The sequence below is a fragment of the Devosia faecipullorum genome (assembly GCF_015158295.1).
Taxonomy (GTDB): Bacteria; Pseudomonadota; Alphaproteobacteria; order Rhizobiales; family Devosiaceae; genus Devosia; species Devosia faecipullorum.
The window spans coordinates 19820-34145 of record NZ_JACDXV010000006.1; the positions used below are offsets into that span (position 1 = coordinate 19820).

At 62.7% G+C, this 14326-nt stretch carries 16 protein-coding genes; 6 read left to right on the forward strand and 10 right to left on the reverse strand.

All coding sequences use genetic code 11. The features are described 5' to 3' along the window. Window positions 1–41: 41 nt before the first annotated feature. The 4 genes from H0482_RS13085 to H0482_RS13100 all read right to left on the reverse strand — a co-directional run bounded on the left by H0482_RS13085 (window position 42) and on the right by H0482_RS13100 (window position 4050). A complete protein-coding gene (locus H0482_RS13085; protein WP_193730516.1) occupies window positions 42–1073 on the reverse strand; it encodes a sulfate/molybdate ABC transporter ATP-binding protein in 1032 nt (343 codons plus the stop codon). Window positions 1074–1085: 12 nt separating this feature from the next. Further along, complete coding sequence (cysW, locus tag H0482_RS13090) at window positions 1086–1955, reverse strand: sulfate ABC transporter permease subunit CysW (protein WP_230989637.1); 870 nt, start codon at window positions 1953–1955, stop codon at window positions 1086–1088. After that, window positions 1945–2790, reverse strand: a complete 846-nt coding sequence (cysT, locus tag H0482_RS13095) for a sulfate ABC transporter permease subunit CysT (protein WP_193730518.1) — start codon at window positions 2788–2790, stop codon at window positions 1945–1947. The genes cysW and cysT overlap by 11 nt, the downstream gene beginning before the upstream one ends. 231 nt (window positions 2791–3021) lie before the next feature. Beyond that, window positions 3022–4050 (reverse strand): sulfate ABC transporter substrate-binding protein, encoded by a 1029-nt coding sequence (locus H0482_RS13100; protein ID WP_193730519.1) that lies wholly within the window; start codon window positions 4048–4050, stop codon window positions 3022–3024. A 250-nt stretch (window positions 4051–4300) separates the two neighbouring features. Here H0482_RS13100 and H0482_RS13105 point away from each other — a divergent pair, with 250 nt between their 5' ends. Beyond that, window positions 4301–5029: an SDR family NAD(P)-dependent oxidoreductase gene (locus tag H0482_RS13105; protein WP_193730520.1), complete on the forward strand. Its 729-nt coding sequence runs from the start codon at window positions 4301–4303 to the stop codon at window positions 5027–5029. Here the strand turns inward: H0482_RS13105 and H0482_RS13110 are convergent. The 3 genes from H0482_RS13110 to H0482_RS13120 are packed head-to-tail and all read right to left on the reverse strand — an operon-like array spanning window position 5019 to window position 6668. After that, window positions 5019–5435, reverse strand: a complete 417-nt coding sequence (locus H0482_RS13110) for a DUF2177 family protein (protein WP_193730521.1) — start codon at window positions 5433–5435, stop codon at window positions 5019–5021. The genes H0482_RS13105 and H0482_RS13110 overlap by 11 nt on opposite strands. 10 nt (window positions 5436–5445) lie before the next feature. Beyond that, complete coding sequence (locus H0482_RS13115; protein ID WP_193730522.1) at window positions 5446–6093, reverse strand: ChrR family anti-sigma-E factor; 648 nt, start codon at window positions 6091–6093, stop codon at window positions 5446–5448. Further along, entirely contained in the window at window positions 6090–6668 is a 579-nt protein-coding gene (locus H0482_RS13120) for a sigma-70 family RNA polymerase sigma factor (RefSeq protein WP_330998262.1), read from the reverse strand. Before H0482_RS13120 ends, H0482_RS13115 begins: the two co-directional genes overlap by 4 nt. A gap of 247 nt (window positions 6669–6915) precedes the next feature. On the opposite strand from H0482_RS13120, the gene H0482_RS13125 reads away from it, so the two are divergent. Further along, window positions 6916–8259: an NAD(P)/FAD-dependent oxidoreductase gene (locus H0482_RS13125; protein ID WP_193730524.1), complete on the forward strand. Its 1344-nt coding sequence runs from the start codon at window positions 6916–6918 to the stop codon at window positions 8257–8259. Beyond that, window positions 8256–8990: a DUF1365 domain-containing protein gene (locus H0482_RS13130; protein WP_193730525.1), complete on the forward strand. Its 735-nt coding sequence runs from the start codon at window positions 8256–8258 to the stop codon at window positions 8988–8990. The genes H0482_RS13125 and H0482_RS13130 overlap by 4 nt, the downstream gene beginning before the upstream one ends. 33 nt (window positions 8991–9023) lie before the next feature. Here H0482_RS13130 and H0482_RS13135 read toward each other — a convergent pair whose 3' ends face one another. The 3 genes from H0482_RS13135 to H0482_RS13145 form a co-directional block, all read right to left on the reverse strand. Continuing rightward, window positions 9024–9962 (reverse strand): Gfo/Idh/MocA family protein, encoded by a 939-nt coding sequence (locus H0482_RS13135; protein WP_193730526.1) that lies wholly within the window; start codon window positions 9960–9962, stop codon window positions 9024–9026. An 82-nt stretch (window positions 9963–10044) separates the two neighbouring features. After that, window positions 10045–10395 carry a VOC family protein gene (locus tag H0482_RS13140; RefSeq protein ID WP_193730527.1) on the reverse strand — a complete coding sequence of 117 codons (351 nt, stop codon included), beginning with the start codon at window positions 10393–10395 and terminating at the stop codon, window positions 10045–10047. A 62-nt stretch (window positions 10396–10457) separates the two neighbouring features. Further along, window positions 10458–11711, reverse strand: a complete 1254-nt coding sequence (locus H0482_RS13145; RefSeq protein WP_193730528.1) for a glycerate kinase type-2 family protein — start codon at window positions 11709–11711, stop codon at window positions 10458–10460. A gap of 157 nt (window positions 11712–11868) precedes the next feature. Here H0482_RS13145 and H0482_RS13150 point away from each other — a divergent pair, with 157 nt between their 5' ends. Genes H0482_RS13150 through phnN form a run of 3 tightly spaced genes read left to right on the forward strand, consistent with a single transcriptional unit; the run spans window position 11869 to window position 14307 of the window. Further along, window positions 11869–12564, forward strand: a complete 696-nt coding sequence (locus H0482_RS13150; RefSeq protein WP_193730529.1) for a DUF1045 domain-containing protein — start codon at window positions 11869–11871, stop codon at window positions 12562–12564. Window positions 12565–12598: 34 nt separating this feature from the next. Beyond that, window positions 12599–13744, forward strand: coding sequence for an alpha-D-ribose 1-methylphosphonate 5-triphosphate diphosphatase (locus tag H0482_RS13155; RefSeq protein ID WP_193730530.1), 1146 nt, complete (start codon window positions 12599–12601; stop codon window positions 13742–13744). Then, on the forward strand, window positions 13741–14307 hold the full coding sequence (phnN, locus tag H0482_RS13160) for a phosphonate metabolism protein/1,5-bisphosphokinase (PRPP-forming) PhnN (RefSeq protein WP_193730531.1): 567 nt from the start codon (window positions 13741–13743) through the stop codon (window positions 14305–14307). The genes H0482_RS13155 and phnN overlap by 4 nt, the downstream gene beginning before the upstream one ends. The last annotated feature ends 19 nt before the right edge of the window (window positions 14308–14326 follow it).

Genomic DNA, 14326 nt, shown 5'->3' on the forward strand with positions numbered 1-14326 from the left:
CAAGGTCGTGCCGGGTCACGTCCGGCCTGTAAATTCCCCGCTCAGCCGGGGAAAAGCTGCCAGCGCTTGGGGCGAAAGGCGATGCGGCTACGCTCCCCGGCGGGATGATCGAAGGGCAGGTCGATCTCGACCCTTGCGCCCCCGCCCCCCAGTTCCAGTTCCACCCGGCGGGTGCCGCCGACGCGGCGGCTCGAGGCGACGACGCCGGCAAGGGCCGCATCGTCCTCCACCAACTCGATATCGTGCGGGCGGAAAAACAGCCGCGCCGGACCGACGTCTTCCGCTCCCGAAATGCCGATGGCGCGGTCGCCCAGCCAGATGTCGCTTCGGTCGACATTGACCGCCAGCTCGCTGGATTCGCCAATGAAACCAAAGACAAAGGGTGAGGTAGGCGTGTCATAGACGCTGTCGGGCGTGCCCACCTGTTCGATCCGGCCCTGGCTCATGACGCAAAGCCGGTCGGCCAGTTCGAGCGCTTCTTCCTGGTCATGGGTTACAAAGACCGTGGTGTGGCCGGTGCGGTCGTGGATTTCGCGCAGCCATTTGCGCAATTCGCGCCGCACCTGAGCGTCCAGCGCCCCAAAGGGTTCGTCGAGCAGCAGCACTTTGGGCTCGATGGCAAGGGCACGGGCCAGCGCCACGCGCTGCCGCTGGCCGCCGGACAATTGGTTGGGATAGCGCTTTTCAAGGCCGGAAAGCTGCACCAGATCAAGCAATTCCAACGCCCGGCGGCGGATTTCATTGGCCGGTGGCCGGCGCGAACGCGGCCGGACCTTGAGGCCGAACGAGACGTTTTCAAGGATCGTCATATGCCGGAACAGGGCATAGTGCTGGAACACGAAACCGATATTGCGCTCCTGCACGCTCTTTTCGGAGGCATCCTCGTCGCCGAAGAAAATCCGCCCCGATGTCGGCCGTTCCAGCCCGGCAATGAGCCGCAGCAGCGTGGTCTTGCCGGAACCCGAAGGGCCCAGCAGCGCGATCAGCTCACCCGAAATCACGTCCAGCGACACATCGTGCAGCGCTGGAAACAGGTCGAATTCCTTGCGAACGTTTTGTACCCGAACTTGCATCAATCTTCCCTGTCAGTGCCCCCGGCCGATGGCGGCGAGCTCATCGCCATAGCGCCATTCCAGGGCCGACTTGAGCACAAGCGTCACCAGCGCCAGCAAGGCCAGCAGCGAGGCCAATGCGAAGGCCGCATTGCCCTGATATTCATTGTAGAACATTTCCACCTGCAAGGGCATGGTGGTGGTCTGGCCGCGGATCTTGCCCGAAACCACGGCCACGGCACCGAATTCGCCCATGGCGCGGGCATTGCAGAGCAGCACGCCATAGAGCAGGCCCCATTTGATATTGGGCAGGGTAACGCGCCAAAACGTCTGCCAGCCCGAAGCCCCCAGCGAGAGCGCCGCCTCCTCGTCGCCGTTGCCCTGGTCCTGCATCAAGGGGATCAATTCACGGGCAACGAAAGGGAAGGTGACGAAAATTGTCGCCAGCACGATTCCGGGCACGGCAAAGAGGATTTCGATATTATTGGCGCGGAGCCAGGGGCCAAGCAGGCTGCCACTGCCGAACAGCAGCACATAGACCAGGCCCGAAATTACCGGGGAGACCGAAAAAGGCAGGTCGATCAGGGTGGTGAGGAAAGCCTTGCCCCTGAACTCGAACTTGGCGACGGCCCAGGCGGCGCAAATGCCGAAGACGACATTGAGCGGAACGGCGATGGCAGCGACGATCATAGTCAACCTGATAGCCGAAAGCGCATCGGGGCTTTGCAGCGCCGCGGCATAGGTGCCGACGCCATTCCTGAGCGCCTCGGCAAAAACCGCAACCAGCGGCAGGCCGAGAAAAAGCACCATGAAGACGAGACCGACAAGGATCAATACCCGGCGCAGCCAGACGGGCTCGTCGGTGGGCGAGACGCGGCGGCGCGCCAAGGTTTCAATTGCCATGGCCATATCTCCTGCGGCTCCAGGCCTGAATGAGATTGATGACGAAAAGCATGATGAAGGAAATGGCGAGCATGACCGTGGCGATGACGGCAGCGCCGGAATAGTTGAACTCCTCGAGCCGGATCACGATCAGCAGCGGCGCGATTTCGGAGACGAAGGGAATATTGCCGGCAATGAAGATGACCGAGCCATATTCACCGGCGGCCCGGGCGAAGGCGAGGGCGAAGCCGGTGAGAATGGCGGGGGCCAGGCCGGGCAGGATGACGCGTGAAATGGTCTGCACCCGGCTGGCGCCAAGCGTGGCGGAGGCTTCTTCGACATCCTTGCCGGCCTCTTCGAGAATGGGCTGGATAGTGCGCACCACGAAGGGAAGGCCGATAAAGATCATGGCGACGGTGATGCCGATGGGCGTATAGGCAATGCGAATGCCCCAAGGCGCGAAGAGCTGGCCGATCAGGCCATTGGGTGCGTAGATGGCGGTCAGCGCAATACCGGCGACCGCCGTGGGCAGGGCAAAGGGCAGATCGACCATGGCGTCGAAAATCCGCCGGCCGACGAAGCGGTAGCGCACCAGAAGCCAGGCGATCAGCGTACCGAAAACCACATTGATGCCGGCGGCGATGAGAGCGGTGAGAAAACTGGTACGCAGCGCCGCAAGGACGCGCGGATCGAGCGCGGTGGACCAGAAGCCGTTCCAGCCCAGCCCCGCCGAGCGCAGCACCAGCGCCAGCAGCGGAATGAGGACAATGAGGGAGAAATAGGCGATGGTGAAACCCAGCGTCAGCCCGAAGCCGGGCAGGACGCTGGGCTGGCGAAAGCGCGGGCGGAGGCTCATGAAGGCCGCCCCGCCGCATGCGGATCGTGTTCTCGGCGCAAGGGACGGATCATGGATCGCGGCCTTTCTCAACTGGCGCAACACTAGCGGGCCACCCGCGTTTCTCAAGCCGCCGAACAGGCAAGTTTTGGCGCATTTCTAGAAAATCGTTGCGCCTGAAAAGGCAATATGCGCGATCATTTGCGCCATGCATGTGAAATGACCTTGCGGACAGAATATGTTGCGTCCGATCTATGGCGTGACGCTGGCATAAATCTGATCGAAAATGCCGCCATCGCCGAAGAAATAGGGCTGAGCCTGGCGCCAACCACCAAAGTCATCGATGCTGACGAGGTTGACCGCGCCAAAACGGGCAATGTCCTGGGGAGAAGCGGCGGCGGGGTTTGACGGGCGGTAATAATGCTTGGCCGCCAATGCCTGACCTTCATCGGAATAAAGATAGTCGAGATAGGCCTGGGCGACTTCGAGATTGCCCTTGCGCTCGGCATTGCCGCGCACCAGGGCGACGGGAGGCTCGGCTAGGATCGAGATCGAGGGGGTCACGATGTCGAAGGCGTCGGGACCCAGTTCCTCGAGCGCCAGATAGGCTTCGTTCTCCCAAGCCAGCAACACGTCGCCGATGCCGCGCTGCACGAAAGTGGTGGTGGAGCCGCGCGCGCCAGTATCGAGCACCGGGACGTGCTTATAGAGTTCGGTGACGAAATCCCTGGCCGTCTCGTCATCGCCGCCCTGCTGGGCACGGGCCCAGCCCCATGCCGCCAGCAGGTTCCAGCGGGCGCCGCCCGACGTCTTGGGGTTGGGGGTGATGACCTCGACGCCATCGGCGATCAGGTCGCCCCAATCGGCGATTTGCCTGGGATTGCCCTTGCGAACGAGGAAGACGATGGTCGAGGTATAGGGCGCGCTGTTATTAGGCAGCAGGCTGCGCCAGTTTTCCGGGATCAGGTCGGGATTGGCGTCGGCAATGGCGTTGATGTCGCTTTCGAGCGCCAGCGTCACCACATCGGCTTCCAGACCATCGATGACGGTGCGGGCCTGCGAGCCGGAACCGCCATGGGTAACCTGAACGGCGACGCTTTCACCCCTGGTTTGCTGCCAATAACTGGCGAAGGCATCGTTGAACTCGCGGTAGAGCTCGCGCGTCGGATCATAGGAGACGTTGATCAACGTCTTGTCCTGCGCATGGGCGGTGACGGAGAAACCCAGCGCCAATGACGCGACGAGGGCGGTATAGGCGAAAAGCTTGGCTGTCCGGTGCATCGGAACCTCCCGAATGACGATGCACAAACCCTATCAATTCAGTCGTCATTGAAAAGGCGCACCGTTGCGTATCGCGGAGGTCATGAAGAAAATTTTGTCATACTCGGACGAAAATCCATGATCTAGCGCAAGGCAATTCTGGAATTATTCCAGAAACAGCTTTCCGCTTGCGCGCAAACAACCGACCGTCGCAGCGGACATCCAAATCCCGATATGGAACGTATCCCTCGTGCATAGAGGAGATTGTTTCATGACCGGCACCGAGAAAATCTGGATCATTGGCGGAAGCAGCGGCATCGGCGCGGCCTTGGCGAAGGCCTTTGCGGAAGAGGGCGCCATTGTCGTGATCTCGGGCCGCAATCAGGCGTCGCTGCAACAGGTCGTCGCCCCACTGGGCCCGGCCCATGGCGCCATCGCCGCCGATGTCACCGATATCGAGAGCCTCGAAAGCGCGGCCCGGGTGCATGGCCCTTTCGACCGCATCATCATCAGCGCTGCCACCTATGATCCCGGCGCGGTGATCGCTGCCGATCAGGACAAGGCCGAGGCGATCATCCGGACCAATCTCATCGGCTCTTTCAATGTGGCGCGGGTGGGAACAGGTCATTTACGCAAGGGCGGACAATTGGTGCTGTTCGGCTCGGCTGCGGCGATTTTCGGCCTGCCGCAGGGGCAGGTCTATTCGGCGACCAAGGCGGGCATCGTCAATCTGGCCGAGAGCCTGCGCGTCGAACTCTGGCCGCAGGTGGATGTGAGGCTGGTGACACCGGGCTTCGTGCGTACGCCGCTCACCGACCGGAACAGTTTCGACATGCCCGCGATATTGGAACCCGAAGATGCGGCGAAACGCATCCTGCGGGGCTTGAACGGCAAAGGCTTCGAGATCGCCTTTCCGCGCCGGTTGATCTGGCCGCTCCGGCTTTTGGCCGTGCTGCCCAAGCCGCTTGCCTTTTCCCTGACCACCCGGCTCAGACAGTGAGCCGGGCCGCCCAGTAACCGCCCAGCGCCGCCGCGCCGGTGACGCCGCCGCCCCAGACCAGATCGAGAGCGCTGACCTTCCAGGACCAATCCTTGAGTGTTGCCAGGTTGGTCATGTCATAGGTGCCATAGGCGAGCAGGCCCAGCGCCAATCCGGCCAGCAGCGCCCAGAGCCAGGACTGGGCATTGAACGCCGGAACCACGGCAAAGCCGACAATACCAACCACGTAAAAGAGATAGAACGCGCCCGCCGCCAGCACATTGGGGCGTTCGAGCAGCAATTGGCCGATTTCGGCGCGATAAAAGCCAATGGCCAGAAAGCCCAGCCAGACAAAGTCCAGCGCGAAAAACACCAATGCCGCACCGGCATAGGCCGCGAACACAGTACCAAGCGACAATGTGGCCATTGGGTTCTCCTCAAATTCCCAGCATGGGCTGCACCAGCCGCAACAGGCGGGAGCTGAATTTCAGCGGCGCGTCGGTAACGGCAAGGCAGATGCAGTCTTCTTCGGTGCCGGCAATAGGCTGATGGGTCAGATCGCCATCGGCGTCTTCCAGATCGCCGGGCCCGAAATGATCGACCTCGTCGTGAAAGCTGCCCCGGAGCACCAGAGTCAGTTCGCGACCCCCATGGCTATGCTCGGGCACCGGCTTGCCGGCGGCGATCCGCAACAGGCGGGCCTGTGTCTGGCCATCACCGGTCCGGATCAGGACCTGCTTGGCATTACCCATATTGCGCCACTTAATATCGGCGAGATTGCCCACATAGGATCGCAAGGGCTCAGGCAGTTCGCCGGGTGAAATAGCGGGTTTGGGCACCGGCGGCACCGGCGTATCCGGCATTTCCAGCCGCGCCAGCAGGCGTTCCCAGGAATCGGCGGGACCGTCGGCGGGAGCCAGATTGTCGATCATGATGCCGGCAGCGGCCTCGATGAGGCTCAACCGCTCGCGGCAATCGGGGCACATGGCCAGATGCGTCGCCACTGCCAGCGACCAGCCCTCGGCCAGGTGGCCGGCGGCATAATCGAGCAGCAATTCGTCGTTGATGTGATGCTTGATGCTCATTTAACCGCCTCCAGTGCCGTACGCAGCCGCCCGAAGGCGAGCCGGATGCGCGACTTGACGGTGCCGATGGGCAGTCCAAGCTGCTTGGCGATGACGCTGTGGGAGGCTTCCTCGAAAAAGGAGAGCCGGATCAGTTCGATCTGTTCCTTGGGCAAAGTTTGCATGGCTTTGTGAAGGGCATCGTGGCTTTGACGCATTTCCATCTGGTTGGCGGCGTCGGGTTCGGGGGCGGCGGCAAGGGCCGGATCGTTGGGGTCGATTTCGGGGCGGCGCTGCTTGCGCCAGGCATCGATCCAGATATTGCGCGCGATGGTGAAGATCCACGCCGAGGCAGTGCCGCGAGCGGGGTCGTATTGTCCCGCCTTGCGCCAGATCGCCAGCATGGTTTCCTGCATCAGATCCTCTGCGGCCTGAGCGTTGCGCGTCAGCTTCAGCAGGTAGGCGCGGATCCGCGGCGCATAGGATTGGAACAGAGATTGGAACGCATCCATATCCGCATGATCGGCAATAGCGAGGATTTTCGCACTAAGATCCTCAGCCGGGTCAGGAGCGGCAAGGCTCTGTTCTTTGTTCACCAACGGATATCCATTCTTGACGCGCGCAACAAAGCGGCGGCGCAGAGGTCGCTCCCTATCTTCGCATGGCCCGGCAAGTGGGTAAATCGCAAGTGTCATGCCTGCTGCTACGGCAGCGCCGAAACGGCAGATCACCGCGCGCGGCAAATTTCCTGTGTCGTCGAAAGACCGGCGATATTTTCGCCATAGCCATGATCCGGCAGCGGGCCCGAACCGTAGCGCTTTCATATCGTTCGGGACCAATGACATGTATCACGACCTCGCCGCCTTTTCCGGTTCGCGTCCCATGCGCCAGCGTATTGCCGTCATCGGCAGCGGCATTTCCGGGCTTTCGGCGGCCTGGCTGCTGTCAAAACGTCATGAGGTGGTGCTCTATGAGGCCGAAGCGCGGATCGGCGGCCATTCCAACACCATAGACGTGCCGGGCACCGGGCCGGTCGATACCGGTTTCATCGTCTATAACAACCGCAATTATCCAAATCTCGAAGCCATGTTCGCCCATCTGGGCGTTGAGAGCATCGCCACCGAAATGTCCTTCGCCGCCTCGCTGGACAATGGCGATTTCGAATATTGCGGGGAAGGTATTCTGGGCATGCTGGGGCAGCGCCGCAATGCGTTCCGCCCCCGGTTCTGGAGCCTGTTTCGCGATTTGCTGCGCTTCTACAAGGAAGCTCCCGAAGTCCTCGACCGGCCCGACATGCGCGGGCTGACATTGGACGAATATCTGCGCAGCAACAATTATTCGCAGAGTTTCGTTGAAGGCCATCTGCTGCCCATGGCGGCGGCGATCTGGTCGTCCAAGGCCGAAGACATCCGCGCCTATCCGCTTCTTGCCTTCGTGCGCTTCTTCGAAAGCCATGGCCTGCTGCAATTGCGCGAACGGCCCAATTGGCGCACGGTCAAGGGCGGCAGCCGCTCCTATGTCGAGGCCCTGCTCGGCCAGTTTACCGGCGAGGTGCGGCTGGCCAGTCCGGTCGCCAGGGTGCAGCGCGACAAGGCGGGCGTGACCATTATCGATCACAAGGGCAATCCGGATCGTTTCGACAAGGTGCTGATCGCCAGCCATGCCGACCAGGCGCTGGCCATGCTCGACCAGCCGGAGACGCAGGAACGGGCGCTGCTCGGCGCGTTCCAATATACGCGCAACCTTGCCGTGGTGCACAAGGATGCGAGCCTCATGCCGCGCCGCCGGCGCGTCTGGTGCTGCTGGAATTATATGTCCAACGGCCGGGAGGCGGAGCAAATGCTTTGCGTCACCTATTGGATGAATGCGCTGCAAAATTTCAATGGACAGGACATTTTCGTCACCCTCAACCCGGACCGCAACCCCGAAGACGAGATCGCGCGCTTCGATTATACCCATCCCCTGTTCAACGGCGCCGCCATCCATGCGCAGGAAAATCTCTGGCGCATCCAGGGCCACAACAATACGTTCTATGCTGGCGCCTATTTCGGACGCGGCTTCCATGAGGATGGGCTGCAATCTGGCCTTGCCGCCGCCGAGGCCATGGGAGCGATCCCGCGCCCATGGATGCTGCCAAATCCTTCGAGCCGCATCACCCTGCCGCCACTGGATGAGTTGGTGGCATGAACCTGAACTCGGCCATCTATGTCGGCCATGTGGTGCATCAGCGGCACCGCCCGAAAAAGCACTTCCTGCGCTATCGGGTGTTCTCGCTGCTGATCGACCTCGAAGAATTGCCGCAGCTCAATGGCTTGGCCCGGTTCGGCCACAATAAGCGCGCCCTGTTCTCGTTCCGCGATGCCGACCACGCCGATGGCGGCGATCTGCGGGCCTGGGCCGGTGCGCAATTGGCGGCACAGGACCTGCCCACGCCGGGGCGCATCAGGCTGCTCTGCTATCCCCGCATTCTCGGCTATGTCTTCAATCCGCTGACGGTCTGGTATTGCGACGATGAGTTCGGCGCGCCATTGGCCAATATCTACGAAGTGCACAACACCTTTCACGAGCGCCATACCTATGTGCTGCCGGCTCGCGCCCCCAAGCAGGAAGCGGACAAGACCTTCTATGTCTCCCCCTTCATCGACATGAATTGCCGCTATGCCTTCAAGCTGACGCCGCCCGATGAGCGAATCCTGGTGGCGATCAACCAGACACAGGACGGCGCGCCCCTGCTCCATGCCGCCTTTACCGGCGCGAGGCGCGACTTTACCGATGCCAACCTCATGAAGCTGTTCTTCAGCCATCCGCTGATGACGCTGAAAGTGACCGCCGGTATCCATTGGGAGGCGCTACGGCTGATCTTCAAGGGGATCAGGATACGCTGGCATAGCGAGCGCAAGACACCGGCAGCGGATTAACACCGGACGTGATGCGCTTTTCGGCGCTTGATCCTACCAGTCGAAGGCCGGTCCGTTCTCTCGTGCCCCCATCAGAAACACGTCGCCCATCAAGCGGAACGGGGTAGCATCGACATCGCTCTGGCGGGTGTCGAGGAGATCGGCAAAGCGGTCATAAAGTCCGGCATATTCGGCGTCGCCATGCTCCAGAACAGTTTTGCCATTGACGCGCAACAGGCGACCGCCGCCTTCGAGGCTGACTGAATTGCCCCGTCCGGTGGTGAAGGCGATAGTCCAGATTTCATCGCTCTCTTCCAGCCAGTTGAAGCCGGCGGAAAGAACCGGCGCATGCGGCTGGCTTGATTTGAAGCGGATTTCCGCCGCGACCGGAGTCTGCCGGTTTTTCGGAAAGGTCAGTTTGGCGCCCTCGACGAAGACCGGAAACGGCATGACCTTGGTGAAGATCGAAAAGGCATTGATGCCCGGATCACAAACCCCGAAACCGCCCGGCTCCCAGACCCAATCCTGCCCCGGATGCCATTTGCGCACGCTTTCGCGCCAGTCGATACGGGCCGATTGCACGCCCTCTTCTGCCAGCAGCGCCTTGGTGCGATAGACGGCTTCATTGTATTGGCTGTGCCAGGTCTGGAACAGGACGCGATCGCGCCGGACGGCATGGGCGATGAGATCGTCCAGCTCGGAAATCGTCGTGGTGGGCGGTTTTTCCATCATTACGTCCTTGCCGGCATCGAGCGCCTCGCGGACATAGGCATGGCGTACGCCCGGCGGCGTGCAGATGGAGACGAGGCCGATTTCGGGCATGGCATTGTAAAGTTCGCCCGGGCTGCGAAATACCGGCACATCGCCATATCCGATGCCGCGCGTCGAGACGATGGCGGCCAGTTCGAAATTGTCCGAGGCGCCGATCACCGGCAGATGCTGGTCCTGCGCGATCTTGCCGATACCGATGACTGCAATTTTACGCCTGGACATGCCGATACTCCGTCGATGGGCGGGGTTATAGAGCAGGTCGGGGTAGGGTCTGCCAAGAGCGCAAATTCGAATAAGTATGATTTTATTGCGCCGGGGGCTCCCAGAGTTCGATCTGGTTGCCTTCGGGGTCGTGAATGCGAGCGAACCGGCCCGTTTGGGGATTGTCCCATTCGTCCGGCCGCGTTTCCACGGCAATCCCAGCGGCCTCGAGTTGTCCGATCATCGCATCGAGATCATCGACGCGGAAATTGATCATCCATTGCTTGTCGGCGGGGAAATAATCGGTTCCGTGCTGGAAGGGCGCAAAAATGGTCATGCCCGCCTCCTGCGTCCAGACCTCGGTGACGCCCAGATGGGTCTCGTACCAGGCGGCCAACGCCCCGACATCCCGGGCGCGAAAGAAGATACCGCCAATACCGGTCACCTTGGCCATCACATCCTCCTGCGAGCAAGCGATTATCGTCCGCCCGGGTCCGGCATCTGTCAAGATCGCCCTCAGCGGATCAGGATGGCGCGGAAATCATTCACATTGGTGCCCGTGGGACCGGTCATGAACAGATCGTCGATCGCCGCGAAGGCGGAATAGGCGTCGTTGTTGGCCAGCGCCGCCTGCGGGTCGATACCGGCCTCGCGCATGCGTCGCGCCGAAGTACCATCCACGCGAGCCCCGGCATTGTCCTCGGAGCCATCGATGCCGTCCGTATCTGCGGCAAGCGCCGTCACATTGGCAATGCCATCGAGGGCGATGGCAAGAGAGAGCAGGAATTCGCCATTGCGCCCGCCCCTGCCCTTGCCGCGCAAAGTGACCGTGGTTTCTCCGCCCGAAAGCAGAACCACCGGCTTGGAAAAGGGCCGGTTGCGGGCGGCGATCTCACGGGCCATGGCCGCATGAACCAGCGCCACATCGCGCGCCTCCCCTTCAATGGCATCGGAGAGAATGGCGGCTTCGACGCCGTTCTCGCGCGCCAGCGCGGCGGCAGCGTCCAGCGACAAAGCCGCCGAGGCGATAATGGCGACGCTGTTGCGGGCGAACACCTTGTCGTCGATACCGGGCGGCAAATTGTCGTCGCCCGCCAGCAGTTTCGAGGCGGCATGGGGCAGGTCGAGCCGATGGAGCCCGGCCAGCCGCCTTGCCTTGGCCCGCCCGCCGGCCAGCGGCAGGGTCGGGCCGGAGGCCACCAGCGCCGGATCGTCGCCGGGCACGTCCGACACGATCAGGCTGGCAACGCGGGCGGGAGCGCAGGCAGCGGCCAGCCGTCCGCCCTTGATGGTGGAAAACTGATTGCGGATGAGGTTCATCACCCCGATGGGCGCGCCCGATGCGAGCAGGGCGCGATTGATGGCCTGCTCATCTTCAAGGTTTAGGCCCGGCGCCGGCGCGGGGAGCAGCGACGAGCCGCCGCCTGAAATCAGCGCCACGACCAGATCGTCTTCGTTCAGCCCCGACACCAATTGCATCAGCCGCGCGGCGGCTTCGAGTCCGGCCGCATCGGGCACCGGATGCGCCGCCTCGACGATCTCGATGCGCTCGCAGGCCTCGGCATAACCATAGCGGGTGACAACCAGCCCGCTCACCTCGCCCGGCCAAAATTGCTCGAAGGCGCGCGCCATCTGCGCCGAGGCCTTGCCGGCACCGATGACAATGGTGCGCCCTTTTGGCACCGGGGGCAGGTGCCGTTCCACCGCCAGCGCCGGCTGCGCCTGCGCCACCGCCCGATGGAAGAGATTTTCGAGCAGAACATGGTCCATGGGGCGGTCTTTTCCGGCTGCGAGTGAAGGCGCGACTTTTGTCGCCAGCATGGGCTATTTTGTCCAGACCAAATAGCGGCATGCCCTGGCGGGGCGCCGAAGTGGCTTGCCAAATCCTCATCACATCGCTCCACTAACTCCCCGCGCAGGAGTTTTCATGCCGCATAGATTCGCCCTCTACTATGCCCCCGACGTCAACGATCCGCTGTGGGATCGCGCGACGATCTGGCTGGGCCGCGACGCCGCCAGCGGGGCTCGGGTCGAAGGCACGGTTGCCGGCATCGATCCAGACCGCCTGCTCAACCTCACGCAATCGGCGGCGCGCTACGGCTTCCACGCCACGATCAAGCCGCCCATGGCGCTGGCGGAGGGACGCAGCGAGGCGCAATTGCGGGCTTCACTGGAAGAATTTTGCGCCGGGGCAGCGCTGGTCGATCTGGGCAAGCTGCGCATCGCCAATCTGGACGGGTTTCTCGCCCTCGTGCCGCAGGAGGACAACCCGACCCTGCAAGACTTTGCCGCGCGTGTTGTGACCCATTTTGAGCCCTTCCGCGCGCCGCTCGATGCGGCGCGCCGCGCCGCAAGGGTTGCGGCGGGCTTGACCGAGCGGCAATTGGAATTGCTCGATGCCTATGGCTATCCCTATGTGCTTGAGCAATTCCGCTTTCACATGACGCTGACCGACCGGCTGCACCCCGAAGATCGCGACGACATGCCGGAAGCCGCCCGCATCTGGTTCGAGCCGGTGCTCACCCGGCCGGTGATTCTGGACCGGCTGGTGCTTTATTGTGAGCCGGACTTTGGCAAGCCGTTCCGGCGAGTCGCCGAATTCGGCCTGGGCGCGCCGGCCTGAAGCAATGCCGGACCGCGATCCGCAATCAAGGAGGATGACAGCCTTGCCCGAAACCGTCTTCACCAATGCACGGATTGTGCTCGCCGACGAGGTCATTACCGGCAGCGTCAGCCTGATCGATGGCCGGATCGCCGCGATCGATTCCGGTCCGGCCCGCCAGGGCGAGGATATGGGCGGCGATTATCTGATCCCGGGCCTCGTAGAACTGCATACCGACCATCTGGAAAATCACTATCGCCCCCGTCCCGGCGTGTTCTGGGAGCCGATGGCGGCCCTGCATGCTCACGACGCGCAGATCGCCGGCTCGGGCATCACCACGGTGTTCGACGCGGTGCGGATCGGTTCGGACACCGATATGCCCGAAATGCTCGAACATGCCGAAAAGCTGGTGCATGCGGTCCGGCAGGGCGGCGCGGCGGGCTGGCTGCGCGCGGAGCATTTCATCCATCTGCGCTGCGAATTGCCCAGCCATGACGTGGTGGCCCATTTCGAAGCGCTGGCCGATCATCCCTCAACCCGGCTGGCCTCGGTCATGGACCATACGCCGGGGCAGCGGCAATTCCGCTCGCTGGCGGACTACAAGAGATTTTATGCACGGCAAATGGGCCGGACGCCCGAGGAATTGCAGGCCTTTGTCGATGCCCGCCAGGCCGATCACGACCGCTATTCGGCCAGCAACAGAAGAGCCATCGTCGCCCGCGCCCATCTCCTGGGCCTGGCCATTGCCAGCCATGACGACGCCACGCTTGCCCATGTCGAGGAGGCGGCAGACGATGGCGTGGCGATTTCGGAATTTCCCACCACTCTGGAGGCAGCCTCGGCGGCCCATGATGCGGGCCTGGCTATCTTGATGGGCGCGCCCAATGTGGTGCGCGGCAAGTCCCATTCGGGCAATATCTCGGCCACCGACCTCGTCGCGGCGGGCCTGCTCGACATTCTCAGCTCCGATTATGTGCCCTTTGCGCTGTTGCAGGCCGCTTTCCTGTTGCCGCAACGGGTGGAGGGACTTGACCTCAGCCGGGCGCTGGCTACCGTTACTGCCAATCCGGCCCGTGCCGCCGGATTGGATGACCGGGGCGAGATCGCGCCGGGCAAGAGAGCCGATCTGGTCCGCGTCGCCGCACATGCGCCGCTGCCGGTGGTGCGGTCGGTGTGGCGCGAAGGATTGCGGGTGAGTTGAGCGACAGGCCGGCGGGTGTACTGGTACTGGTGGTCGGCCCTTCGGGGGTCGGCAAGGATACGTTGATCGGCGGGGCCCGCAAGGCGCTCGACGGCGACAAGCGCTTCAGTTTCGTGCGCCGCCTCGTGACCCGGCCCGCCGATATCGACCTCGAAGACCATGTCAGCCTCGATCTGGAAGAATTCGCCGCGGCGGCGGCGGCGGGCCGCTTCGCCCTCACCTGGCAGGCCCATGGGCTCGATTATGCGCTGCCCATCGGCGTCGATACCGATCTGACCCTGGGCCGCGTGGTGGTCGCTAATATTTCCCGTCATGCGGTGCCGCAGGCCATCGCCAAGTATCCGCTCTGCCGGGTGGTGCAGATTTCCGCCGAAATTTCGTTGCGCGCCGCAAGGCTGGCGCAAAGGGGGCGGGAAAGCCGCGACCAGATCGTCGCCCGTCTGGCGCGCGAGGGCGCTGCGCTGCCGGCCGACATCTCCCCCATCGTCATCGACAATTCCAGCTCGGTGGGGATCGGGGTAACCGCCTTCGTCATGGCGCTGCGCCAGATCGCCGAAGAATGAACAAATCTGGCGCTGGCGC

Bases quoted from the DNA above. Each gene is read 5' to 3' on its own strand.
- H0482_RS13085 (WP_193730516.1), bottom strand. From the start codon at position 1,073: ATGCAAGTTCGGGTACAAAACGTTCGCAAGGAATTCGACCTGTTTCCA.
- cysW (WP_230989637.1), bottom strand. From the start codon at position 1,955: ATGGCAATTGAAACCTTGGCGCGCCGCCGCGTCTCGCCCACCGACGAG.
- cysT (WP_193730518.1), bottom strand. From the start codon at position 2,790: ATGAGCCTCCGCCCGCGCTTTCGCCAGCCCAGCGTCCTGCCCGGCTTC.
- H0482_RS13100 (WP_193730519.1), bottom strand. From the start codon at position 4,050: ATGCACCGGACAGCCAAGCTTTTCGCCTATACCGCCCTCGTCGCGTCA.
- H0482_RS13105 (WP_193730520.1), top strand. From the start codon at position 4,301: ATGACCGGCACCGAGAAAATCTGGATCATTGGCGGAAGCAGCGGCATC.
- H0482_RS13110 (WP_193730521.1), bottom strand. From the start codon at position 5,435: ATGGCCACATTGTCGCTTGGTACTGTGTTCGCGGCCTATGCCGGTGCG.
- H0482_RS13115 (WP_193730522.1), bottom strand. From the start codon at position 6,093: ATGAGCATCAAGCATCACATCAACGACGAATTGCTGCTCGATTATGCC.
- H0482_RS13125 (WP_193730524.1), top strand. From the start codon at position 6,916: ATGTATCACGACCTCGCCGCCTTTTCCGGTTCGCGTCCCATGCGCCAG.
- H0482_RS13130 (WP_193730525.1), top strand. From the start codon at position 8,256: ATGAACCTGAACTCGGCCATCTATGTCGGCCATGTGGTGCATCAGCGG.
- H0482_RS13135 (WP_193730526.1), bottom strand. From the start codon at position 9,962: ATGTCCAGGCGTAAAATTGCAGTCATCGGTATCGGCAAGATCGCGCAG.
- H0482_RS13140 (WP_193730527.1), bottom strand. From the start codon at position 10,395: ATGGCCAAGGTGACCGGTATTGGCGGTATCTTCTTTCGCGCCCGGGAT.
- H0482_RS13145 (WP_193730528.1), bottom strand. From the start codon at position 11,711: ATGGACCATGTTCTGCTCGAAAATCTCTTCCATCGGGCGGTGGCGCAG.
- H0482_RS13150 (WP_193730529.1), top strand. From the start codon at position 11,869: ATGCCGCATAGATTCGCCCTCTACTATGCCCCCGACGTCAACGATCCG.
- H0482_RS13155 (WP_193730530.1), top strand. From the start codon at position 12,599: ATGACAGCCTTGCCCGAAACCGTCTTCACCAATGCACGGATTGTGCTC.